The organism is Arthrobacter sp. D3-16, assembly GCF_054408515.1.
Window position 1 is genome coordinate 3576361 of sequence record NZ_CP096437.1, and the last position, 22045, is coordinate 3598405.

The window sequence follows — 22045 nt, forward strand, 5'->3', positions numbered from 1 at the left end:
GAGAATGGCTTGACACCCGCTCAGCAACTTCAGCCTTACTTACCGGCACGTACTGCGCCGTGGCGGACTGACGGTCGATCGCTGTCCTTCATCCGCACTTCGTGGGCGTAGCTCTATTCGCCGGCTACGAGAACTCCGATCCCTTACCCACTGGGCGATGACGCAGGCAGGAAGTTGCTAGGGCTTCGCACAGCAGTCTGCTTTGATGCTGCTCGAGAGTGCACTCCAAGCGAACACGTGGTGCTCAGCCCGCTGTGGTGGTGCGGCTCTCAGCCTGGAATGCCGCCCCGCGTCGGCGTTACTCAAGCGGTAGTGCGTTCTGCAGCGTCCAAAAGCACTTCCCGTAAATTCCGGGCACGGTTGAAAACGCTTCTCTGCCGGCTCGCCCCGGTCCCGTTAACCAGGATCTGTCGAATGCTTGCCTCTACCAGTGTCGTGTCTCCGGTTTCTGACAACGCCGGCCCGACGTGATCCAGAAGGGCTTCCACACTTTCCTCAGCCGGACGGGGCCGGTTCAGCTCCGGATGGATGAGCTCATCCCCAATGCCGTACCTGCTGGCCCGCCAAGAGGCCAGGCGCAGCATTTCTGAAGGAACTGCAGGGGGCGGCTTCCCCTCCGCCCAGTCCTGAGCCGCCCTCTCCACCAAGCCGCGGATCACAGCGGCCACAGCTACGGCATGGGCAGGATCGGTGCAAACATCCGGGACGCGGATTTCGACGGTCGGATGGGCCGCCGAAAGGCGGGCATCGAAGTAAATCTGACCCCGGTCCAGCAGGACGTTGCAGGAGAGCAGCATCTCCACAAGCTCCCGATACGCCTGGGCCGATCCGAAAATCTCGGTCGGTCCTGCTGTTGGCCACCGTCTCCACACCTGATAGCGGAAACTCGCATAGCCGGTATCCTTGCCCTGCCAAAAAGGTGAATTCGCAGACAGTGCGATCAGGACCGGAAGCCAGATCCTGATCCGGTCAAGGACAGCGACCCCCTCATCAGGAGATTCGACGGAGACATGCACGTGGAAACCACACATCAGTTGTTCCCTTAGTGCCAGCCCAAAACGCTCTTCCATGGCACGGTAGCGGGAAGTCCGGACCAGGTGAGGCAAAGCAGGGAGCGGTGAAGTTCCCAATGCTGCGATCCTCGCTCCAAAGACCAGGGCCTGGCGGTTGGCTTCCGCCCTGCCGTCTTTGAGGGCAGCAGCAAGATCAGGCAGGCAAGTGAAGGGGGCGGAAACCGCTTCGACCTGCTCGCGCTGTACCTCAGTCGTTAGGGTGTTTCGTTGTGTTGTCATTGAACGGCCGCCGCCCCCTCCGCTGGTGATCGTGGCGTCCTCAGCGGACGCGGCAGCAACGAGGTTTTCACCGACCGCGGCGTGATTCCCCGTCCTGGCGTCGATGAGCAAAAACTCCTCTTCCACCCCGAAGCTTCGCATAACGCAAGTCTGCCCGGGTCCCTTGCAATCCGCCAATGATTGAATCGCTGCCGATGCTCCCCCTAATTTCCTCGGGTGCTGCCAAGCATGACACCCTGCCTGAAGACGGCTGGTGCGTGATGTTGGACGCTCCCCCCGAGCCGCCCCTCTTGCCGTAGCTTGACGGAATATCCGTTATCGGCCTTCGAAAATGGGCGGGGGAGGCCGCGCCGAACCCGTCTGGGGCCTACACTCTCTCGAGGCACCCTGCGGATGTCTATACGACTCAACGTGGGACTACGAGTTGAGGCCGGTTCGAGGTGTGTTCAGACGATGGCAGGTGCGCTGGCGATGATGTAGTCCGCGGCCGCGGGTCCTGTCATGACCAGTTGGTTGTCCGCGGGGGTGATGTGGCGGGCTTTTAGGGCCGCCCAAAAGGGCCTCTGGTGTCTGGGGTTCCTCCTGGTTCAGCAGGCACCAGCTGATATAGAGGCCGTAAAGTTCATCAGGGTTCAGTCCCGCCTCGTTGTCACGTTCTTCGCGTGTGGACTGTGCAAGAAAGGCATCAAAATGGGGAGTGCTCATGGCAGTCCTCGCTCCTTAGTCATGTCTGAGGGGCGTTTTGTTGCCCGCCCCGGGATTATCGGTTCCGGCTCGAAACGGGTGACTGTTTACGGTGTTGCTTTGGGCATGAGGATGGCGCGGAGGGCTGTGAGGGCCTTTGGGAGTTCTTCGAGATGGGGGTGCCAGGCTTTCTCCCATTCGAGGCAGGCCCAGAACGTTTTATCGCCCTGGTCTTTGCTGATCCTCTCGGCCTTACCTGCGATAGCGGCGATCGGGATGGCGCCTTGGCCCGGAAGGGTGAGAGTGACGCTATCGGGTCCGGCCCCAATGATGGCATCTTTGAACTGGCAGTAGGCCAGGGATCCCCGCAGTGCGTTGGCAGTGTCCTCAGGCTGTTCCCCGTGCCGCCAGGGATGGAGGACGTCCCAGATGGCCTTTGTGGCTCCGCTGGGTTCGACGAGGCGCAGGATCCGGGCGATGTCTGTCCCGGTGGGGTGGGAGTCATGGGTTTCGAGCAGCAGTTTAACGTCCAGGGATGCCGCAACCTCCGTTGCGGCTGACAGCCGCCGGGCGGCGATGCCGTCCCAGTCCTTGGCCTTACCGTTGCCAGGGTCAGCGCCGGGGAAGATTCTGATGCCGCCGGCACCAAGGGCGGCGGCGAGTTCGAGTGTTTCGTGAAGGTCGCGGATGACGTCCGTGTCGGGCTCGGGTGAGCAGATTTTGATGTAACTGGAGATGGCTATCAGCGTGAGGCCGGCGCCTTCGATACGCCGTCTAACTGTTTGTTGAGCCTTGGCTGGCATGGTCTTGGTGATGGCCTCGCCATCGGTGATTCGCAGTTCCAGGCCGTCTGCTTTTCCTTCTTCGGCGCAGCGGATGAGCTCGTCGATGCCCGCTCCGGGCATGCCGAGGGAGGAAAAAGCGAGTTTCATGCGTTCAGTCCTGGGCCGGTTCCGGTCATCCTATCCACGGCTTGCGGCGCTGGTCTGGAACGAGGGTTCGGTTGTTGATTGACGTACATGCAGCCGAGGGACGAACTCGAGGTGCTCGGTGGCCATGGGCTCGCTTGGGCGGCCGAAATTCCCTGCTGGTTCCCTTTCCGCGATGCGGCTGAGAAGCCGCTGGACCGCCCGGTGACCGACCACGCTTTTCCAAGGTGCTACGGCGGTCAGTGGTACGTGGGCTACTCCGGCGATGACGTCGTCGTAGCCGGCAAGGGAAACCTCCCCGGGGACGTCGATGCCTGCGTCCTCCAGCCACATCATGCAGCGCACAGCGAGCTGGTCGTTGTGGACGAAGATACCTGTGGCGCCGTCGCGGACGGACTGCAGGAGCAGTCCGGCGGCATCCTCGGAGCCTGCCCCGCCTTCATCGATGACTCCCAGGGATTGCAGGCCCAGCGACTCCACAGCGGACAGGTATCCCTGCCGGACCTGTGGGGTGTTGGGGCCCGAGATCATGACACTGACGAGTTTGCGGTGGCCCAGTTCGGCAAGATGCCGGATCGCGAGGGCAGCTCCCGCGGAGTGGGAGGAGCTGACGGAGTCCAGGATTGACGCTACGCCCGTGGACGCGACCGGGCGTTCGACCAGGACGACAGGAACGGAGAGGGACACCAGCCATTGCTGCTGCTCGGCGTCGAGTTCGCCGGTGATGAAATCGGGAGTGGGGGCGATGAGCAGCCCGTCGACACCCTTGTTCGTGAGCCGGGCGACCTGGTGCATTTCTGTGGCCTTGTCGTAGTCCGAGACGCCCAGGACCAGCCGTGCTCCTGCCGATGCCGCAGCGGCTTTGGCGCCGGCGATGACCCCGTCGAAGTAGTAGTTGCTGTGCGGTACTACCAGACCGATGGTTTTTGGCCCGTCCAGCGCCGCCGATGCGGGTTCGGTGGCAGGGGCAACTGAGCCGTGCGTCCGGTGGACCAGGCCCTGCGCGGCGAGTTCCTCCAGGTCCCGGCGGATCGTCACGGCGGAAATTTTCAGGCGTTCGGCCAGCTCCAGAACGACTTGTGAGCCTTCCTTCTGGACGATCTCCAGAATCGCCTGCCGTCTCTCTGTCACACTCCGCGCCAACGCAAACCCCTCCGGATGACTGATTGATCAATTTGATCATACTCCCACGATTTCCCCGCTGGCCGGGAAATAGCAGGACAAAACCGAGGACGACATTACGGAACGGCCGTCTAGGGGGACCCGGAATACCAAAAAAGCGATCATATGATCTGTTTCGTTGATCCCGTGCGTAGCGCCCCTGTAGCATCGCCAAATCCCCAAGTGGTGATGTGCACCACATGCAGGCCCGCGTTGTTTCTCCATGCTGATCCGGCCCCTACGGCATGGGTTGGGCCCTGCGACGGTGTTCCTCTTTGGGGGACCCGCACCCTGCCCGCGTGGCGGGCCTATCCGCAGGAAGACTATGAAACCCGCTTTGAAGAGAATGCGGCAACTGGCAGCGGTATTGACCGTTGTTGCCCTGAGTACCACCCTGGCGGGTCCAACCGCCACGGCTGCCAATCCTAATCTTGTCACCAACGCCTCCTTCGAGGCCTTCGGTCCATCCGGGCCCACGTCATGGGGGACGTGGACGCCCTCCGGCACGGCCACCTACACCCAGGTTCCCGGTCGGGACGGCAGCGGCGCTGTCCAGATCGCCACCGGCACCACCACCAGCCGGGGCTTCCTCGTCCAGGACGCTGCGGTGCCCGGAACGGCCAAGAAGCTCCGCCTGACCTTCTGGCAGAAGAAAGCGACCCTCACGGGTACCGGCAGGGCCGGTGTCCGTGTGACCTTCCCCGGCACGCCCACCCAGTTCCTGGGGACCGATGCCGCCGCCGCGTGGCGGCAGGTCACCGCACACCTGGACGTCCCCGCAGGGGCCACCACGGTCCGCGTCGAGCCGATGGTGGATGGCATGCAGGGCTCAATGCAGCTCGATGACATCGACCTCTCCGTTTACGATGAAGCCTCAAACCTGGCCACTAACGGAGGCTTCGAGGCCTTTACCGGAACCAACCCGGACGCCTGGAGCCGCTGGAACGCGGCCGGAACAGGCACGGTCAGCACAACGGACGGCTACGCGGGAACCAACGCGCTGCGCATCAGCACCGACACCACCTCCAGCAGGCTCGCGCTGACCCAGGACGTGACCCTCCCCCCGGGCGGGGGCACGTTCCAGGCAGAATTCTTTAGCCGGATCGCCTCCATCTCCGGCACCGGCAAGGCGGGCCTGCGGATCGACGTCCTCGACGGCGGCGGCGGCTCCACCTTTATCGGGCGGAACACCCCGACCTCGGGCTGGCAGAAATCTTCAGGCCTCTTCACCATCCCGGCGGCCGCCACCAGGATCCGGCTGCACGCCTTCAACGACGCAGTCCAGGGAACCATGGACATCGACGAGATCCGAATCTCCCCCTCAACCGTCACAGCAGGGCTTTCCACGGCCACCACGGAGGCCGGCGACGTCGGCCTGAACTGGACCGTTGCTGCCCCCACCGGAACACCGGCAAGCTTCGCCATCCACCGCGGACCGGCCGGATCACCACTCACGGTCGACGCGTCGACCCTGATCCGCACCGTCCCGGCCAGCCTCCTGCAGGCCACGGACGTCCAATGGCTACCTTCCACCGAATACAAGTACGTTGTGGTTGCCCGGGATGCCTCGGGCGCAGAAGTGGCCCGCACCAACGAAAGCGCGATCCTCTCCCCCGGCGCTGACACCACGGCCACGAGCTACCTCAGCGTCACAACGGACACGGCCGGCACTCACCTTGGCTGGCGGGCGGCCGGAAACGCTCCGCTGCCGCTGACGGCCGTCGCGGACACCGAACCCATCACTGCAGCCAATCTCGCCCGCACACGGGCAGCGGCCACGGACCTGACCCGCTTCGGCGGAACATCCATCCAGGATGCAGCGAGCCATTTCGCCCTCGTTGATGCCAACGGTGGCATCCTTGCCACCGCTTCCCGGGCCGCACTGCCGCACCCCCGCATCGGCCTGAACACCGACGTGCTGGCCAAGATCAACCGCCTCATCAGTGCTCCCGGCACCCCGCAGGACGCATGGAAGACCATCAAGGCAAGGGTCGACGGCGGCGTGGCCACCTTCGGCTCGTCCGCTGACAGGTACGCCCGCGAAGCCGCGTTCGTTTACCAGATCACCGGCGACTCCGGCTACGCCGCCAAGGCCTACGACGCCTTCGTCGCCTCCGCCAACGCCACCCCGTTTACCGCCAAGCAGGACCTGGACACCGCGAACCCCGTATCCCAGCTGGCGATCACGTACGACTGGGCCTACAACGGCTGGACGGACGCCCAGCGGGCCTTCGCCGTCGAATACTTCGAACGGACGGCGGTCTTCTTCGAATTCGCAAAGCACCCGAACATCATCCTGCCGGACAAGGCCAGTAACTGGGTCGGCGTTGTACGTGGCGCGGAGCTGGCCCAGCACCTGGCCGTCCGCGGCGATGCCGGCTACGGCATGCGGGACACCCGGATCGGCACCCTGGTGGACCAGCTCCGCCGGCACCTGGAAGCCGCCCACACCGGGCACGGCTGGTTCCAGGAGGGACTGGAGTATCTCGACTACACCCAGATGATGTCCATGCCCGGCATCCGCGGCAGCCTGGACGTCGGAATTGACGCCCTCAGGCAGGCATGGCTGACGCCGGACACCGCCAACCTCCTGCTGCACACGGTTTCCCTGCGGCAGCCCAACAACCGCCTCCAGTGGGGTGTTGCCGCGGCGAACAACTCCACCGCCTGGCCGCTGTACCTGGGCCAGGCCAAACCCGGCGAACTCGCCCCGATGATCGAGATCTTCGAAAGGGTCAACGGCCACCGCTCCACCAGCCCGTTCTACTCCCCCGGCTTCATCACCCAGGGACTCATCGACTGGCCCGAATCGATCCCGGCCGGCGAGGGCTACGACCCGGCCAAGGTGTACCCGGCAATCCTGGATGACGCGGCAGGGTCCTACTCCTTCCGCAACCGCATCGTTGACGCGGACGACGTCCTGGTCCAGCTGAACAACCGCAACCACTCCCACCTCGGCTGGGCAGGGGACGAAACGTTCGGGATCTCCATGATCAGCCACGATGCAAACTGGGCTGCCCAGCCGGCAAAGTCCGTCACCGCGGCCAACAAGTACTCCCGGGTCCTGGTGGACAACAACCCGGGCCAGGCGGAGGGCAACGGCCGCACGCTGGCCTCACGGTCTTACGAGGGCCAGGGCGGCGGCTACGTTTCGCTCGATGGCAGCGGCAACTTCCAGGTGGCGTCAGCCACCCGCGAAGCTGCAGTGGACCTGACCGACCACGGCGACGCAGATGCATTGCTCGCGTTCCGCGACCGCTTCACCGACACCGCCAGCCACACCTGGGCCTGGCAACTGGCGCCCGAAGCCGGGGTCACGGTGGACTTCGAGACGATCGGCACGAACATCCAGTTCACCTTCCACAAGGGCGGATCCTGGCTCCGGGGCTGGCTGCAGAACGCCGAAGGGGCCACCGCCGCCTTCACCGACGGTTCCTTCCGGATCACCCGGACAGGCACCAGCGCGGAGTTCGACATCGTCCTGGCGGTGGGCAAGGGCACCTCAATCCCTGCCGCCTCAACGCAAGGATCATCGGTCACCGTGTCCGGGGCAACGATCGACATGGCAAACCTGAACGGATACCAGCCGGGCGCTGCGAAAAACCTTACGGCCCCGGCCCTTACGGGGGCACCCGATGTCGGACAGACCCTGAATGCCAGCCAGGGGACCTGGAACGAAACAGGGCTGACCTTCTCCTATCAGTGGCAGCGCAATGGCCAGGACATCCCCGGCGCCACCGCTCCGGCCTACACCCTGGCCGCTGAGGACCAGGGCCAGGAAATCAGGGCTGTTGTCACCGCAACGGGAGAAGACGGGCTCCGCACCCCGGCCGCGTCAACAGCAGCAACGGTCCGCTACGCAACAACGACCACGGCGACGGTGAAGCGCAAGACCGGTGTCTCGTGGCAGGAGTACGACGTCTCCATCAGCGTCTCCTCCGCCGGCGGTAACCCCAGTGGCCCCGTTGTGGTCACTGCCGGAGAGTTCACGGCCACCGGAACCGTCGACAGCAATGGCATGGGGCTGGTGACCCTGCCCCCGCTTCCCAAGGGAACGTACTCGGTGGTCGCGACCTACGAGGGGAACAGCACTACCTCCGTATCACCGTCCACCTCGGACACGCTCCGGATCGCCGTCTAACAGCGACGACCAGCAGTACCTGCCTGCCCGAAAGAGGCGGGCCGGATCACACGATCCGGTCCGCCTCTTTTTGTGTTCCAATGGGCCTGCCTGAAGGCCGGCCGCCGTCGCACTCTTTCGCTTCTTTCGTTTGGGCAGCAAAACAGATCGTTTTGTTCATCTGCGCTTGACTGGACAGGCGCGGTGTTTCAGCATTGTGAGTGGGGCCACATCTACTAGGAGTTAATCTTCATGCCACGCAGTCGCAAACCAAGCATCGTCATTGCAGCGGGAATGCTCTCAGCAGCACTCCTCGCCGGCTGCTCGGGAACAGGAGCGGGTACCACCGCATCGCCTGCACCCACCGAGCAGGAGACGGTGGAAATCACCTTCTCGTCATGGTTGAAGGGTTCAAAGCAGGTCGTTGACGCATTCAACGCCGCCCAGGACGACGTCAACGTGACCTTCAACGAAGTCGCAAGCTCAAAGGACAACTACCCGCAGCTGACGAACCAGGTCAAGGCAGGAAACGCACCGGACGTCATCACCGTCGAATACCCGCGCGTCGCCGAAATGGCCAGCCAGGGCGTCCTGAAGGACATCAGCAATGAAGCCGGCGACCTCGTCAAGGACAACTTCTCCGAATCCATCCAGTCCCTGGTGAACTTCGGTGGATCCACCTGGTCCATTCCGCTGGACGCAGGCGTCCTGCAGATGTACTACCGCGCCGACCTCTTCGAGCAGTACGGCATCGCGGTGCCGAAGACCTGGGACGAATACAAGGCCGCAGCCGAGAAGGTCGCGGCAGCCGATCCGAACGTCCGCATCGGCGCCAGCGCCGTGGGCGACCCGGCCCTGTACGCAGCCCTCGCCTGGCAGAACGGCGCCAAGTGGGGAGCGCTGGACGGCGACTCCTGGAAGGTGGACATCGACACCGAGGAAACCAAGGAAGCGCTGAAGGTCCAGCAGGACCTCGTTGACGCCAAACTCCTCTGGACCGAGGATGCCCCGGTGCTGCAGCAGAAGCAGGCCGCCGGTCAGCTCCTCTCCGTCATCAGCGGCTCATGGTACGGCGCGGGCCTGCAGTCCACCTACGCCGACCAGGCCGGAAAGTGGCGCGTCGCCCCGGTACCGGCACCAGCCTCCGAGCCCGCTTCGGCGCTCTACGGCGGCTCGACCTTCGGAATCTCCGAGAACAGCACCAAGGCAGAAGCAGGCGTGAAGTTCATCGAGTGGATGACCACCAACCCTGAAGGCATCAAAGCACGCATCGCCGGCGGCACCTCCACCGTCTTCCCCGTGAACGAGGAGGCCCGCAAGGCAGCCTCCGCTGCCTTCGCCCCTGACTTCTTCGGCGGCCAGAACATCTACGACGTCGCCGCAGAGGGTCTGGCAGCAGTACCCGAAGGCTGGGTATGGGGACCGGGCACGGCCACCACCCTGGCCAAGCTCACCGACGAAAGCGCAAAGGTCAAGGCTGGAACCACCAAGCTCACCGACATCTTCGCCACCACCCAGGAAGCCACGGTCTCAGAGCTGAAGAACCGCGGAATCTCCGTCAAGTAAAGACCCCTTGGCCAGTCCGCCGCCTTCCCCCAGGCGGCGGGCTGGCCAAGGCCCACACAGTGCCACCCATTCGAAGGGAAAAGTCATGACAGGCGCCACCACAACGGCCCGCTCCACCGTCATACGCCGTTCACGCCGCCGGTCAGGCAACCACGCTTTCTTGTTCCTGGCTCCGTTCTTCGTGCTGTTCCTGGCGTTCACCATCGCACCTATTGGATACTCAGCATTCCTGAGCCTCTTCACCGAAAAGTCCAGCGGACTGGGCCTGGGCGGGACAGCACGGGTGTTCAACGGCCTGGCCAACTACGCCCGGGCCCTCCAGGACCAGGCCTTCCTGGCAGGCTTTTTGAACATCGCCGTTTACTGCATCTTCTACATCCCCGTCATGATCGGCCTGTCCCTGGTCGTTGCGCTTCTGCTGGACTCTGCCGCCGCACGCGCAAAATCCTTCTTCCGCCTGGCGTTCTACATGCCGAACATCGTCCCCGGCCTGATCGCCGCCGTCATCTGGGTCTACCTCTACACCCCCGGCGTGAGCCCCCTGGTGGACATCTACGAAAGCACCGGCGCCGGCTGGGACATGGGAAGCCACCTGGCCGCCCTGCTCTCCCTGTCCAACATCACCATCTGGCTGCACACCGGCTACAACGTCATCCTCTTCTACGCCGCCCTGCAGGCCGTACCGCAGGAAGTCCTGGAAGCCGCCACCGTTGACGGCGCCGGACCCATCCGCACAGCCTTCGCCATCAAAGCCCGCATGATCATGGGCGCCGTGAGCGTCGCGACCCTGTTCACCGTCGTGGGCGCCATGCAGCTCTTCGCCGAACCACTGCTCCTGAAGAGCCGGGCAACATCCATCGACAGCAATTGGACCCCGAACATGTTCATCTACCAGACCGCTTTCGACAAGCACGACTTCGGTTACGCGGCAGCAACAGCCCTGATCTTTGCCGTCTTCATCGGAGCACTGTCCTGGGGCGTCACCAAATTCGGATCAAAGGTGGAATCATGAGCCCCCTCACCACACAACCGGCAACGACCGGCACCCCTGCCCTGCCAGCACCCCTGCCCCCGGCAGCGGCGCCCAGGAAGCGCCAGCCCAGGAGCGCCTGGTCCTCCAAACTCGCCGTAAACATCATGCTGGGCCTGTTCTGCCTCTACACCCTGCTGCCGCTGACCTGGCTCATCGTCGCATCCACCAAGAACACCTCAGATCTCTACGGCACCTCCGGGTTCTCCTTCGCCGAGTTCAACCTCATCGAAAACCTCATCCAGCTGTTCACCTGGGAAAACGGGACCTTCCTGCGCTGGATGGCCAACACCGCCGCCTACGCCGGCCTCGGCGCCTGCGCCTCCGTCGCCGTCTCTTTCCTCGCCGGCCACGCCTTCGACAAATTCGACTTCCCCGGCAAGGAACGCTGGTTCGGTTTCGTCCTGGTCGGTGTCCTCGTGCCCGCAGCAGTGACCACCATGCCGCTGTACCTGCTCGCCTCCAACCTGGGCCTGGTCAACAACTTCTGGGGCGTCTTCCTGCCCCAGATCGCCAGCCCCTTCGGCGTCTACCTGGCCCGCATGTTCAGCGCCAGCTACGTGCCCAAGGAAATCATCGAAGCCGCACGACTGGACGGCGCCGGTGAATTCCGGGCCTTCCTCACCATCGCAGCGCCCCTGATGAAGCCCGGAATCGTCACCCTGTTCCTCATGACCTTCAGCGCCATCTGGAACAACTTCTTCCTCCCCCTGGTCATGCTCAGCGACACCAACCTGTTCCCCGCAGCGCTGGGCATCTACTCCTGGCACGGCAGGACACTGGCCGATCCCGAATACGCCCAACTCGTCGTCACCGGTTCGCTCGTCACCATCATCCCGGTCATCATCCTCTTCATCTCCCTGCAGAGGTTCTGGAAAGCCGGCATCGGAGCAGGAGCCCTCAAATAACAACGAACCAGCACCCGTCCCACCCGGGGCGGCCCAAAGCCGTCCTCGCCATGGAAAACGACCTCCCGGAAAGACTCTTCACGCCACCGGTGTTCGAAGACCTCAAAACCGTGGTGGACCTGCAACCGGCCCTGCTCACCAAAGCCAACGCAGCGGACTACCCCCTGCAGGACATCGAACTCATCATCGGCTGCTGGGGGTGCCCCCAGCTCGACGAAGACATCCTGAACCGGATGCCCCACCTCAAAGCCGTCATCTACACAGCAGGCTCGGTCAAGGAGTTCGCCACCGACGAGGTGTTCAACCGCGGCATCGCGGTCACCTCAGGCGCGGATACCAACGCCCTGCCTGTGGCCGAATATACGCTGGCCATGATCCTCCTCTCCGGCAAGCGCGTCCTGGAACTGGCCCGGAGATATACGGAGAGCCGCAAATACCGCCCCTTCGAGGTGGAGCCCGCGCGCTGGGGCAACCACGGCCTCAAAGTCGGCATCGTCGGCGCCTCACGCATCGGCCGAAGAGTGATCGACCTGCTCGCACCCTTTGACATCGACGTCGTCTTCTACGACCCGTTCGTGCAGCACGGCATCCTTGATGCCCGCCCCGCGAGCCTGGAACACCTGCTGAAAACCTGCGACGTCGTCACCCTGCACGCACCTGAAGTCCCCGAAACCTTCCACATGATCGACAAAGACGCGCTGTCCCTCATGCGCGACGGCGCCACACTGATCAACACCGCCCGGGGATCCCTGGTGGACACGGCAGCACTGACGGCCGAGCTCGAGGCCGGCCGACTGCACGCCGTCATCGACGTCACCGACCCCGATCCGCTACCGGAGGATTCCCCGCTCTTCGACGCCCCTAACCTGGTGCTCACCCCGCACATCGCCGGGTCCCAGGGCAACGAGCTGCACCGGCTCGGGGAAGCCGCGTACCGCGAAGTCACCCGGTTCATCGCAGGCAGGCCCCTCCTGAACCAGGTCAAAGCAGAAGTCCTCTCCCACACCGCCTGAGGCAAGCCACGCCCAAGAGTCAACGCGCAGTCAGCGCGTCCTGCAGTCGTAAGGAAATTTCGTTGCCCGAGCCCATCCTGAGCTACCAAAACTGCCAGCTTTTCCGGTCCCATCAGCCCCACCGGATTCTTGCTGGAGCCATCCACTACTTCCGGGTCCACCCCGAACAGTGGCGGGACCGGCTGCTCAAACTCCAGGCGATGGGTGCCAACACCGTTGACACCTACGTGGCCTGGAACTTCCACCAGCCGCGGCAGGACCGTGCACCTGACTTCAGTGGCTGGCAGGACCTGGGTGCCTTCATCGACACCGCAGCCGAGGTCGGCCTGGACGTCATCGTCCGTCCGGGTCCGTTCATTTGCGCCGAGTGGGACAACGGAGGGCTGCCGGCCTGGCTGACCCGCTCCCCGGGAATCGGGTTGCGGTGCATGGACCCCGTCTTCACCGGCGCCATCGAAACCTGGTTCGACCAGCTGTTGCCCATTATCGTGCCGCGGCAGGCCGTGCACGGTGGCCCCGTCGTCGCCGTGCAGATCGAGAACGAATACGGCAGCTACGGCGACGACAAGGACTACCTGCGCTGGAACAGGCAGGCACTGGAACAGCGCGGCATCACCGAACTGCTGTTCACCGCCGACGGCGGAACCGACTACTTCCTGGACGGCGGCGCCCTGGACGGCACCTGGGCGGCCGCCACCCTGGGCTCCCGTGGAGATGAAGCAGTGGAAACCTGGCAACGCCGCCGCCCCGGGGAACCCTTCTTCAACGTGGAATTCTGGGGAGGCTGGTTCGACCACTGGGGCGAGGAAAACCATCACGTCCGCGACATCACCGAAACCTGCGTCGAGGTCGGCAAAATCCTGGACCTCGACGGCTCCATTTGCCTGTACATGGCACACGGCGGCACCAACTTCGGGCTGTTTTCCGGCGCGAACCACGACGGCAGCAAACTCCAGCCCACCACCACCAGCTACGATTCGGACGCTCCCATCGCAGAGAACGGCGCCCTCACCGAGAAGTACCACGCGCTGCGGGCTGAGTTCTTCCGCGCCCGGGGAATCGCCGATCCTCCGCCGCTCCCGCCCGCCCTCCTGGAACCGGCGCCGGTACTTCCGGCGCAGTCCCTGCCCGTCGCCGCGGGCAAACCCCTGCTTCCGCTCCTGCGCGAAGCCGGCCGTCCCGTCAGCAGCGTCCTTCCACTGACCTTTGAGCAGCTGGGGCTGGACGCCGGGATGGTTCTGTATTCCGCGCATCCAGTCCTCCCGGGAAGGCCGGACGAGCCGGCGGAAACCCCGCTGCGGATCCTGGGCCTGGCAGACCGTGCCTACATCTGGGTGGACGGCAGCTTCGCCGGAATCCTTGATGACCACAATGCCGCCGACGGGCTTCTTCTCACCGGGACGGGATCACCCGTTCAGCTGGAGATCCTGGTGGAGAACCGGGGCAGGATCAATTACGGCCCGCTGATCGGCCAGGGCAAGGGAATCCTGGACGGCGTGCTCGTGAATCAGCGGCGCACGTTCAAGTGGACCCAGACTCCGATTCCGCTGGCCGGATGGGGAGCAGAAGAACTCGAACCCCTCGCCTCGGCAACCCTGGACATCGACGCACCTGCCGATACGTACCTGGCATTCCCGGGCTTCGGTAACGGGTTCGTTTGGGTTAACGGATTCCTCCTGGGCCGCTACCAGGAGGCCGGGCCACAGGTCACCCTGTATGTACCCGCTCCCCTCCTGCACGCCGGGACCAACCGCATTCACATCCTGGACTTGGTAAAGCAGGGCACGCAGGTTGAGCTTCGTGCCGAGCCTGAACTGGGTATCCCCAGTACGGGAAAAATCCTCGCCGCGGAACTGTAGCCGGGACCCATCATGAGCAGAGCAACAACACCATGGAACAGCCATGCGCCTTCACAGCAGGTGGCCCTTGCCCTGGACATCGGCGGAACCACTCTCAAGGGCGCGGCCGTGGATACCGCGGGCCGCACCCTCATCACGCAGACCGTCCCCACGGGCCGGCCCGGTAAAGGTGTTATGCACCGGGCACTGGCGATCCTCAGGGCATTGAGGGCCGAATCACTCCGGCGCGGGCTGCATCCCGTTGGCATCGGCGTCGGGACTCCTGGATTGGTGAACTCCGACACCGGCATTGTCGAATATGCCTCATCCCTGGGCTGGACCACCATGCCCGTCGTGGACCTGCTGTCCGCAGAATTTGGTCTTCCCGTTCTCATCAGCCACGATGCGCGCGCCGCCGGGCTGGCAGAAGCCCGCCTCCTGCCAGCGTCTCCAGGCCAAAATTCGGTCTTCGTCGCCATCGGCACCGGAGTCGGGGCAGCAGTGATCACCGACGGCACCGTCGTCAAAGGCGCGACCCACTCCGCCGGAGAACTGGGCCATATCCCCGTCATTCCCGGCGGCGAAACATGTACCTGCAGCCAGCGCGGCTGCCTCGAAGCCTACTTTTCCGGCGCGGGCCTCGTCCGCAGATACCGCGGTCGTGGAGGAGATCCTGCCCTGACCGCGGCAGACATCGCCTCCGGCCGGGCAGGCGAAGCCGGTGCAAGCATCTGGGACGAAGGAATTAAGGCCCTTGCCCTGGCGCTGGCCACCGTCACCCTGCTCACCGACCCCAGAACGATCATCATCGGCGGCGGACTGTCCGAAGCCGGCGACACACTCCTGCACCCACTCGGGCAGAACATGTCATCGCTCCTGGGCTGGCGCCGCCCGCCGGAACTGCGGCGCTCACTGCTGGGACCACGGGCGGGACAAATTGGGGCCGCGATCCTTGGCTTCCGGGCGGCAGGTTCCCCGGACGCAGGCGCCAGCTGGAGCCCTGAAGATGTCGCCGCCGAAGCACCACGGCCGCTGGAAGAGCACACAAGCCCGCAGCTGACACCCGACATCAGGAACGACCAAGGACACTCATGAAAATCGCCATCCTTAAGACCTCCGCCGATATCGGCGCCTACGCCGCAGATATCATCGAGAACCGCATCAGCCGCGGCCGCTTGAAAGTCCTCGGCGTCGCTACCGGATCCTCTCCGCTGCCCGTCTATCAGGAATTGGCCGCCCGGCGCCCGGAAGGCCTATCGGCTGTGTCCGCTTTCGCACTGGACGAGTACGTGGGGCTCAGCCCCAGCCACCCCGAGAGCTACCACGCAGTCATTGACCGTGAAGTGACAAAGCCCCTCGGACTGGACCCGGAACGAGTCCACGTGCCGGATGGGACCGCCCTAGACCTGGAAGGGGCATGCGCCGGCTACGAGGAAGGCATCACCGCCGTCGGGGGAATCGACCTCCAGCTGCTGGGCATCGGCTCCACCGGCCATATTGGCTTCAACGAGCCAACCTCATCCCTGAGCTCACGCACCAGGATCAAGACGCTCACCCCTGAGACGCGCAAAGACAACGCCCGATTCTTCACCAGTCCGGACGAAGTCCCAACGCATTGCCTCACCCAGGGCCTCGGCACGATCATGGACGCGAAGGAAGTCGTGCTGATCGCCCAGGGCCGTTCGAAGGCAAAGGCCGTCGCCGGTCTCATTGAAGGCCCGGTCAGCGCCATGTGTCCCGGCTCGGTGCTGCAAATGCACCCACAGGCCACGGTAATCCTCGATGAAGAGGCCGCCGCAGAACTTCAAGGCGCTGCCTACTACAAATACGTGGCCGAGAACCTGCCCCTCTGGCAGCGGTAACCCGATGCTCTCGGAAAACCTCGCCCAGAAAGCCACGGCCCGGCAGGGGCAGGGTGTTCTCTGCGACCTCATCGTGCACAGCGCACGCCTCCTGGATACGAACGGCGCGGTAGAGAACGGATGGGTGGCAATCCAGGACCGCACGATTATCGCCACCGGCTCGGGAACCGGCTGGCACGCCTATGCCGCCCGGGGAGTCGTGGACGGCAGCGGCGGGATCCTCGTACCGGGGTTCATCGACCTGCACTGTCACGGAGCCGGCGGAGCGTCCTTTGACGCCGGACCCGAGGACATCCTGACGGCACTGGCGGTCCACCGGGCGCACGGCACCACCCGTTCCGTTCTCAGCCTTGTCAGCGCCCCTCTCGATGAGCTCTGCCGCAGCCTGAACACAGTTGCGGACCTGGCGGACACCAACCCCCTGATCCTCGGATCCCACCTCGAAGGACCCTTCCTCGCCACCGCCCGGTGCGGTGCCCACAACCCGGATCACCTGATACATCCCACCCCTGCAGCGGTGGGCCGGCTCCTCGACGCAGCTCGTGGAACCCTCCGCCAAGTCACCGTCGCCCCGGAACTGCCCGGCGCCCTTGACGCGATCGAAGAATTCGTCGCCGCAGGAGTCACCGTGGCAGTAGGCCATACCGACGCGGACATGGCACTCACCAAAGAGGCATTCGCCCGTGGCGCCACCCTGCTCACCCACGCGTTTAACGCGATGGCCGGAATCCATCACCGTGCACCCGGCCCTGTCGTAGCCGCATTCGGCGACCCGGCCGTATCCCTGGAAATCATTCTGGACGGTGTCCACGTAGACCCCGCCGTAGCAAAAATGGCCTTCGACGCGGCCCCGGGCCGAATCGCCCTGGTCACCGACGCTATGGCCGCGACTGGGGCGAAAGACGGGCACTACCGCCTGGGCAGCGCAGACGTCACCGTCGAGGCAGGGCGTGCCGTCCTGACGGGAACCGACACGATTGCCGGCTCCACCCTCACCCAGGACACCGCGCTCAGAAACGCAGTCACCCTGCTCAACCTCCAGCCCCAAGCCGCCATCAAAGCACTGACCGCCACACCCGCTCACCTGGTCGACCGCCAAGACCTTGGAACCCTCAATACTGGTAAAGCAGCAGACTTTGTCCTGCTCGACCAGGAATACAACGTACTCGGCGTCTGGGCCGAAGGGATCCAACAATCGTGATCGACGTACAGACCAAAGCGCTGGACGAATACCAACAGCTTCAATCCCTCAACGTTTCCGCGCCTTCCGCGACCGGACAGGTGTTCTTCCAAGGCGCCCAGATCGTCCTATGGACGCCCAACGGTGCCGAACCCGTCCTTTGGCTTGGCTCACGCAACGAGTTCCGCAACGCACATCCCATACGCGGTGGAATCCCCATCTGCCTGCCCTGGTTCGGCAGCACAGCCGCGCCCCGCCACGGCTTCGCCCGGACGCTTCCGTGGCAGCTGACCGGCGTCGATCAAAACCCGGAACACGTCACACTGACATTCGACCTGGACTACCAACCAATGGCCACGGACACCCCTGCATGGCTGCACCCCTTCCGGGCCCGGTTCCAAGCCCAATTCAGCCATTTTCTGACCATCACGCTGCAAGTGACGCACCTCGGCGATCAGCCTGCGCTCTACGAACCAGCACTTCACCCCTACTTCCAGGTAGGAGACATCAGACGCGTCCGCATCTCCGGCCTCGACAACGCCCCGTTCACGGACTACAGCACCGCCGGCACCCTGGAACCAGGCATACGCTTCACCGAGCAAGGCATCGACCGGGTGTATTCATGCTCCAAAGCGATCACCATCCACGACGACGCCAACAACAGAGACATCATCCTGCACTCGCCAGATGCCAGGAGCCGGGTCCTCTGGAACCCAGGTGCCCAAGACGCCGGCTCCCTCCACGACCTCGGGGAGGACGACTGGCAATCATTCCTCTGCGTTGAGCCCGGCAACGTACACGAGAACGCCATCACCCTGACCCCAGGCGAACAACACAGCTTCACATCAGTAATTCAGGTCATCACCCAATACACCGGCCGCTAAAGTACCAAATGGGTCCAGTGCCGCATTTTTACCGGATGTGCCAGTGGCGTCTGTGCTGTCCTGGCCGCACCAGCGCCCAGGGTCCTCCGCCGGCTCCACGTACAAGATGCTTCCCCCGCCGAAAACCACCAGTGGACCTGGCCAGGCCGGGATGTACAGCTGCTGACTAGAGCCTTTGGCGACGCCTTCTCGTGGTTACCCTCAGCTTGAACTACACCCCAGCCTGACGTAAAGGCGGTCTCGCAAGGGAGGATCAGCTGCCGGTGGGGCTTCGGTCTTGTTCTCAGACACCTGTCGGGCCGCAAGAGGGGACTTCGTCAGCCCCTGCCGCAAACGAGTCTCATCGAGTCCCGATTCTTGGCCTATTTCGTTGATTCTCGGGCTACCGCACCTCGGTTTCCTGCCATTCGACTGTCAGGGTGAGATTTGAGAACATTATGAGCGACTGTCAATAAAAGGGAAATTTCGCCCTATTCTGACGCCACGCCGATCGATGCTCCTTTGGCCTTCCTTTGGCCCGACCGGGCTCGTGACATAACGGCACAAGAAAAGCCCCGGACCGTGGTCCGGGGCTTTAGGGCCGGCTATCGCTCGATCGTGACGCTGAGGTCCAGATGGATGTCAACAGTGGCGAGTCGGTCCTGGAGGAAGCGTGCAAGGCTCGCATCAGTCGCGGTGTGTGCGCCCTTCGGGACGGCACCGCGGAAAACAGCCTGGGTATTCGTGGACCTGAGCACGTCAAGGGGCGCCCAGTGCCGGTGTCCGGCGCTCAGTCGTTCAATGTCAGTGCGGAAGGTGCCGCGGTGGTCATTACGGGCTGACGCGCGCATGGTGAAGGGAATGAAAGCTGTGGGCAAGAGGGTCCTTTCGAATGAGGCAGCCAACGGTCAGCGGCCCCATCAGCAACAAGGCGCCCGAAGGCGTCCCTATTCCTTTTTCACTCCAAGAGAGTCGAGCCTCACGTCGCACTGCTGAAGACCAGAACCCAAAACCAGCTGACGACCTCGAATCATGCACGCCTGGCCAAAGAGAGTAGCCATCAAGGCGTTCCGCGTCGTTTTTCGACCGGACCGTACCTGTCAGCGAAAGCAGCGAGGGAGCTCTGGAGCAGCGTCATGCTGTCCAGCATGTCCACGGGTCTGGAGCACGCCCCGGCTGACAGCGGGCTGACCATCCACGCGGCGAACACGTTGTGCGGGACCTTCAGCGCCATGGCGTGGTCAAAGAGCCGCAGTACGGGTTCGTGGAGAACCCGGTCTTTGAGCTGGAAGCCCGGGCAGAAGGGTTTCCTCGCCGATAGACAACCGGACGGTCCGGCGCATCCCTTCTGACTCGCCGAGAGACCGGAAGTGGGTCCCCATGCCTGCCGCGGTTGGCAGGGTAAATTCTTCGCGGATGCTGTCCGAGACATGCTTCGAGACAGCCGGTCAGTAGCGGGGCTCAGCCCTCACATTCGACACAGTAGGCATGGCCGTCCTTCTCGCGCGCCTTCTGCGAACGGTGCCGGACCAGGAAACACGAGTAACAGGTGAACTCATCCTCAGCCTGAGGAATGACCTGCACAACGAGCTCTTCGGCAATGAACTCGCCGCCCGGGGTGAGGCCGTCGAGTGTGTCGGCCTCGTCGAGCTCCTGAACTACAGACTTGGCATCCGGTGCTTTGGCGGACTTCAGGGCCTCCAGCGAATTCTCCTGGGACTCCTTAACGTCGGTGCGCAGTTCGTCGTAATCGGTTGCCACGGCGGTGCATCTCTTCTCTGTTGGGGTGGATTACCGGTCCTGCAACGTACAGGACATGGGAAGAATTCCCCAAAAAGCGGTGCTGTAACTCCCCTTCCCTACTGAACCGGAAGAGGAAAGGCCTATGCTAACGCCCGCGCGACGTCGTAGCCGACCGACTTGGCCGAGAGAGGCAAGTTAACCGAATCTCCATTATCGGCTCTTTTTATTGGGTGGGGGAGTGGCCTAAAAAAACTTTGTCAGCCAGTGTTTACGCGGCTTTTTGCCCCTAAAGACGCGCCGCTGATCAGATCCCTAACGGCTGTGGTGAGGTGACGCGGGCCTGCCTAGATGCCTTGGACTGCAACCTGCTGGTCAGGGTTCGGCCGGCCATCATGGGCTGCTGCTCGGCGTGCTGCGTGGCTGAGGAGGATGCTCAGGTTTGCGCCGACGCTCCAGCTCAGCCGTTATGAGGTCCAGCAATGCCATGGCGGGTTCTGAGAGCTGATGGGCATTGTCTTTTTGCCTCAAGTTTTTGCATCGAAGAAGTGCGTGCCGGATCCGTTCCAACTCCCGGGTGGGGACGGAAGGCCAGCGGCGGAACACCTCGCGGACAGCTTTGTCTCTTGCCAGGAATCCCGGACCGACGTCCTGCCCCTGGAAGGGGTCGGTGAAGGGAGTGGGGGTCAAGGCGATCTCCCTTGGTGGGGTGAAGGAAGCCTGCTGCCTGACTTAGTGGTTTTATACCGCGCGACGGGTGTTCCGTCAACGGAACTGGTCTTCCATCAGTTGCTGCCGCGGGGGCTGGGCGGAAGCGAGAGTTTGTCGGGCCATTACTTACCGAGCCACCCTGTTCATGGTGGTTCCCCGGGCCCTTTGGGCGGGTGGATGCGGTTCAGGGTGCAGTCGCCGCCTGCGACCATCAGTAGGAAGCCGGCGGCGCCGATGACAGTGCTTTTGGTGATGATTCCCGCGATGATCAGCGCGAAGCCGGCTATGGCGGCCAGGACACCGTACAAGGTTCCAGATGTTGCCCTGTGGTGGGTGAGCCCGGCCAGTTTCTGGGCGAGGGCAGGATCTGCTGCGGCCAGTTCCTGTTCGAGCTTTTCAAGGCGCCTGCGTTCGTCATCCGACAGCGCCACGGGGACCCGGTCCTTTATGATCGGGCAATTCCTCAGGAAACATCTGTTCCAGGGCCTTGTTATGGGCTCCCGAGGTGAGCAGGTCGAGCAGTTCGTCTTCACTGAGTCCTGAGGCTTCACTGATATCGGCAAGGGACCCGGACGCGCTTGTGAGCAGAGCCGACGCGGAGGCCCGCAACGCCGCGTAGGCGGCATCGAGCGTGGTTTCGGCGGTCACGATCACTCGCGCGAGTGACCGGAGCTGTTCAAGTTCTGCATCCATGCTGATCCCTCCCCGTCGTTCCGGCGATTAGGAGTGAGTGGTTATTGTTCGAGGACGCTGTCGATCAGGTCCTTGAGGATCTCCCAAAAGTCCCGGGCGCGGAATGACGTAACGGGCCCTCTTCCCTGGGCTTGCCGGATGGCGTTCGCCACAGCGATTGCTTCAGCAAAAAGTTCGGCTGTGACGGCAGGGACGCGTTCAGGTTCAAGGGCGAGGATATGTTCCACCAGGGCGCGGGAGTGCTTTGCGGACTCCCCGTCCTGCTGCCAATCGAGCCTGCTCGGTTCAAGGCGTGTCTTTGCCGTTTCGAGTCCCCGGTCTACATGCGGGGCGAAACCGTCGTTCATATATTGGATGGTCATTGTTGCCACCTTCAGGCCGCCTGGCGGTCTGGACTACCTGTGTCGTTGGAAGCGGTGCCGTGGGGACGCCGGTTGGAACCAAAGCCCACCGCG

The 22045-nt window shown here is 63.6% G+C and carries 18 protein-coding genes; 10 read left to right on the forward strand and 8 right to left on the reverse strand.

The window, feature by feature from the left end; all coding sequences use genetic code 11:
• Positions 1-302: 302 nt before the first annotated feature.
• The 3 genes from M1D32_RS16735 to M1D32_RS16745 form a co-directional block, all read right to left on the reverse strand.
• Complete coding sequence (locus M1D32_RS16735; RefSeq protein ID WP_458779739.1) at positions 303-1433, reverse strand: glutamate--cysteine ligase; 1131 nt, start codon at positions 1431-1433, stop codon at positions 303-305.
• 650 nt (positions 1434-2083) lie between these two features.
• Entirely contained in the window at positions 2084-2908 is an 825-nt protein-coding gene (locus M1D32_RS16740) for a sugar phosphate isomerase/epimerase family protein (protein ID WP_458779740.1), read from the reverse strand.
• Positions 2909-2938: 30 nt separating this feature from the next.
• Entirely contained in the window at positions 2939-4036 is a 1098-nt protein-coding gene (locus tag M1D32_RS16745) for a LacI family DNA-binding transcriptional regulator (protein ID WP_458779741.1), read from the reverse strand.
• Between the two features lie 355 nt (positions 4037-4391).
• Here M1D32_RS16745 and M1D32_RS16750 point away from each other — a divergent pair, with 355 nt between their 5' ends.
• From M1D32_RS16750 to M1D32_RS16795, 10 genes are all read left to right on the forward strand, one after another.
• Positions 4392-8207: a carbohydrate binding domain-containing protein gene (locus M1D32_RS16750; RefSeq protein WP_458779742.1), complete on the forward strand. Its 3816-nt coding sequence runs from the start codon at positions 4392-4394 to the stop codon at positions 8205-8207.
• A gap of 231 nt (positions 8208-8438) precedes the next feature.
• Positions 8439-9752 (forward strand): ABC transporter substrate-binding protein, encoded by a 1314-nt coding sequence (locus M1D32_RS16755; RefSeq protein ID WP_458779743.1) that lies wholly within the window; start codon positions 8439-8441, stop codon positions 9750-9752.
• A gap of 85 nt (positions 9753-9837) precedes the next feature.
• Positions 9838-10764 (forward strand): carbohydrate ABC transporter permease, encoded by a 927-nt coding sequence (locus tag M1D32_RS16760; protein ID WP_458779744.1) that lies wholly within the window; start codon positions 9838-9840, stop codon positions 10762-10764.
• Complete coding sequence (locus M1D32_RS16765) at positions 10761-11690, forward strand: carbohydrate ABC transporter permease (protein ID WP_458779745.1); 930 nt, start codon at positions 10761-10763, stop codon at positions 11688-11690. The genes M1D32_RS16760 and M1D32_RS16765 overlap by 4 nt, the downstream gene beginning before the upstream one ends.
• Before the next feature lie 50 nt (positions 11691-11740).
• Positions 11741-12703, forward strand: coding sequence for a hydroxyacid dehydrogenase (locus M1D32_RS16770; RefSeq protein ID WP_458779746.1), 963 nt, complete (start codon positions 11741-11743; stop codon positions 12701-12703).
• A gap of 62 nt (positions 12704-12765) precedes the next feature.
• Entirely contained in the window at positions 12766-14562 is a 1797-nt protein-coding gene (locus M1D32_RS16775; protein WP_458779747.1) for a glycoside hydrolase family 35 protein, read from the forward strand.
• 12 nt (positions 14563-14574) lie between these two features.
• Positions 14575-15636, forward strand: coding sequence for an ROK family protein (locus M1D32_RS16780; protein WP_458779748.1), 1062 nt, complete (start codon positions 14575-14577; stop codon positions 15634-15636).
• Positions 15633-16403 carry a glucosamine-6-phosphate deaminase gene (gene nagB / locus M1D32_RS16785; RefSeq protein ID WP_458779749.1) on the forward strand — a complete coding sequence of 257 codons (771 nt, stop codon included), beginning with the start codon at positions 15633-15635 and terminating at the stop codon, positions 16401-16403. Before M1D32_RS16780 ends, nagB begins: the two co-directional genes overlap by 4 nt.
• A 4-nt stretch (positions 16404-16407) precedes the next feature.
• The gene (gene nagA / locus M1D32_RS16790; RefSeq protein ID WP_458779750.1) at positions 16408-17604 is read left to right on the forward strand and encodes an N-acetylglucosamine-6-phosphate deacetylase; all 1197 of its coding nucleotides are present in this window, start codon (positions 16408-16410) and stop codon (positions 17602-17604) included.
• The gene (locus M1D32_RS16795; protein WP_458779751.1) at positions 17601-18467 is read left to right on the forward strand and encodes a D-hexose-6-phosphate mutarotase; all 867 of its coding nucleotides are present in this window, start codon (positions 17601-17603) and stop codon (positions 18465-18467) included. Before nagA ends, M1D32_RS16795 begins: the two co-directional genes overlap by 4 nt.
• 584 nt (positions 18468-19051) lie before the next feature.
• Here M1D32_RS16795 and M1D32_RS16800 read toward each other — a convergent pair.
• The 5 genes from M1D32_RS16800 to M1D32_RS16820 all read right to left on the reverse strand — a co-directional run bounded on the left by M1D32_RS16800 (position 19052) and on the right by M1D32_RS16820 (position 21952).
• Positions 19052-19324: a hypothetical protein gene (locus M1D32_RS16800; RefSeq protein ID WP_458779752.1), complete on the reverse strand. Its 273-nt coding sequence runs from the start codon at positions 19322-19324 to the stop codon at positions 19052-19054.
• A gap of 583 nt (positions 19325-19907) precedes the next feature.
• Positions 19908-20207: a DUF4193 domain-containing protein gene (locus M1D32_RS16805; RefSeq protein WP_142060368.1), complete on the reverse strand. Its 300-nt coding sequence runs from the start codon at positions 20205-20207 to the stop codon at positions 19908-19910.
• Between the two features lie 833 nt (positions 20208-21040).
• Entirely contained in the window at positions 21041-21328 is a 288-nt protein-coding gene (locus M1D32_RS16810) for a DUF3040 domain-containing protein (RefSeq protein ID WP_458779753.1), read from the reverse strand.
• Complete coding sequence (locus M1D32_RS16815; protein ID WP_458779754.1) at positions 21312-21590, reverse strand: hypothetical protein; 279 nt, start codon at positions 21588-21590, stop codon at positions 21312-21314. The genes M1D32_RS16810 and M1D32_RS16815 overlap by 17 nt, the downstream gene beginning before the upstream one ends.
• Positions 21591-21631: 41 nt before the next feature.
• Positions 21632-21952 (reverse strand): hypothetical protein, encoded by a 321-nt coding sequence (locus M1D32_RS16820; RefSeq protein ID WP_458779755.1) that lies wholly within the window; start codon positions 21950-21952, stop codon positions 21632-21634.
• Positions 21953-22045: the final 93 nt, after the last annotated feature.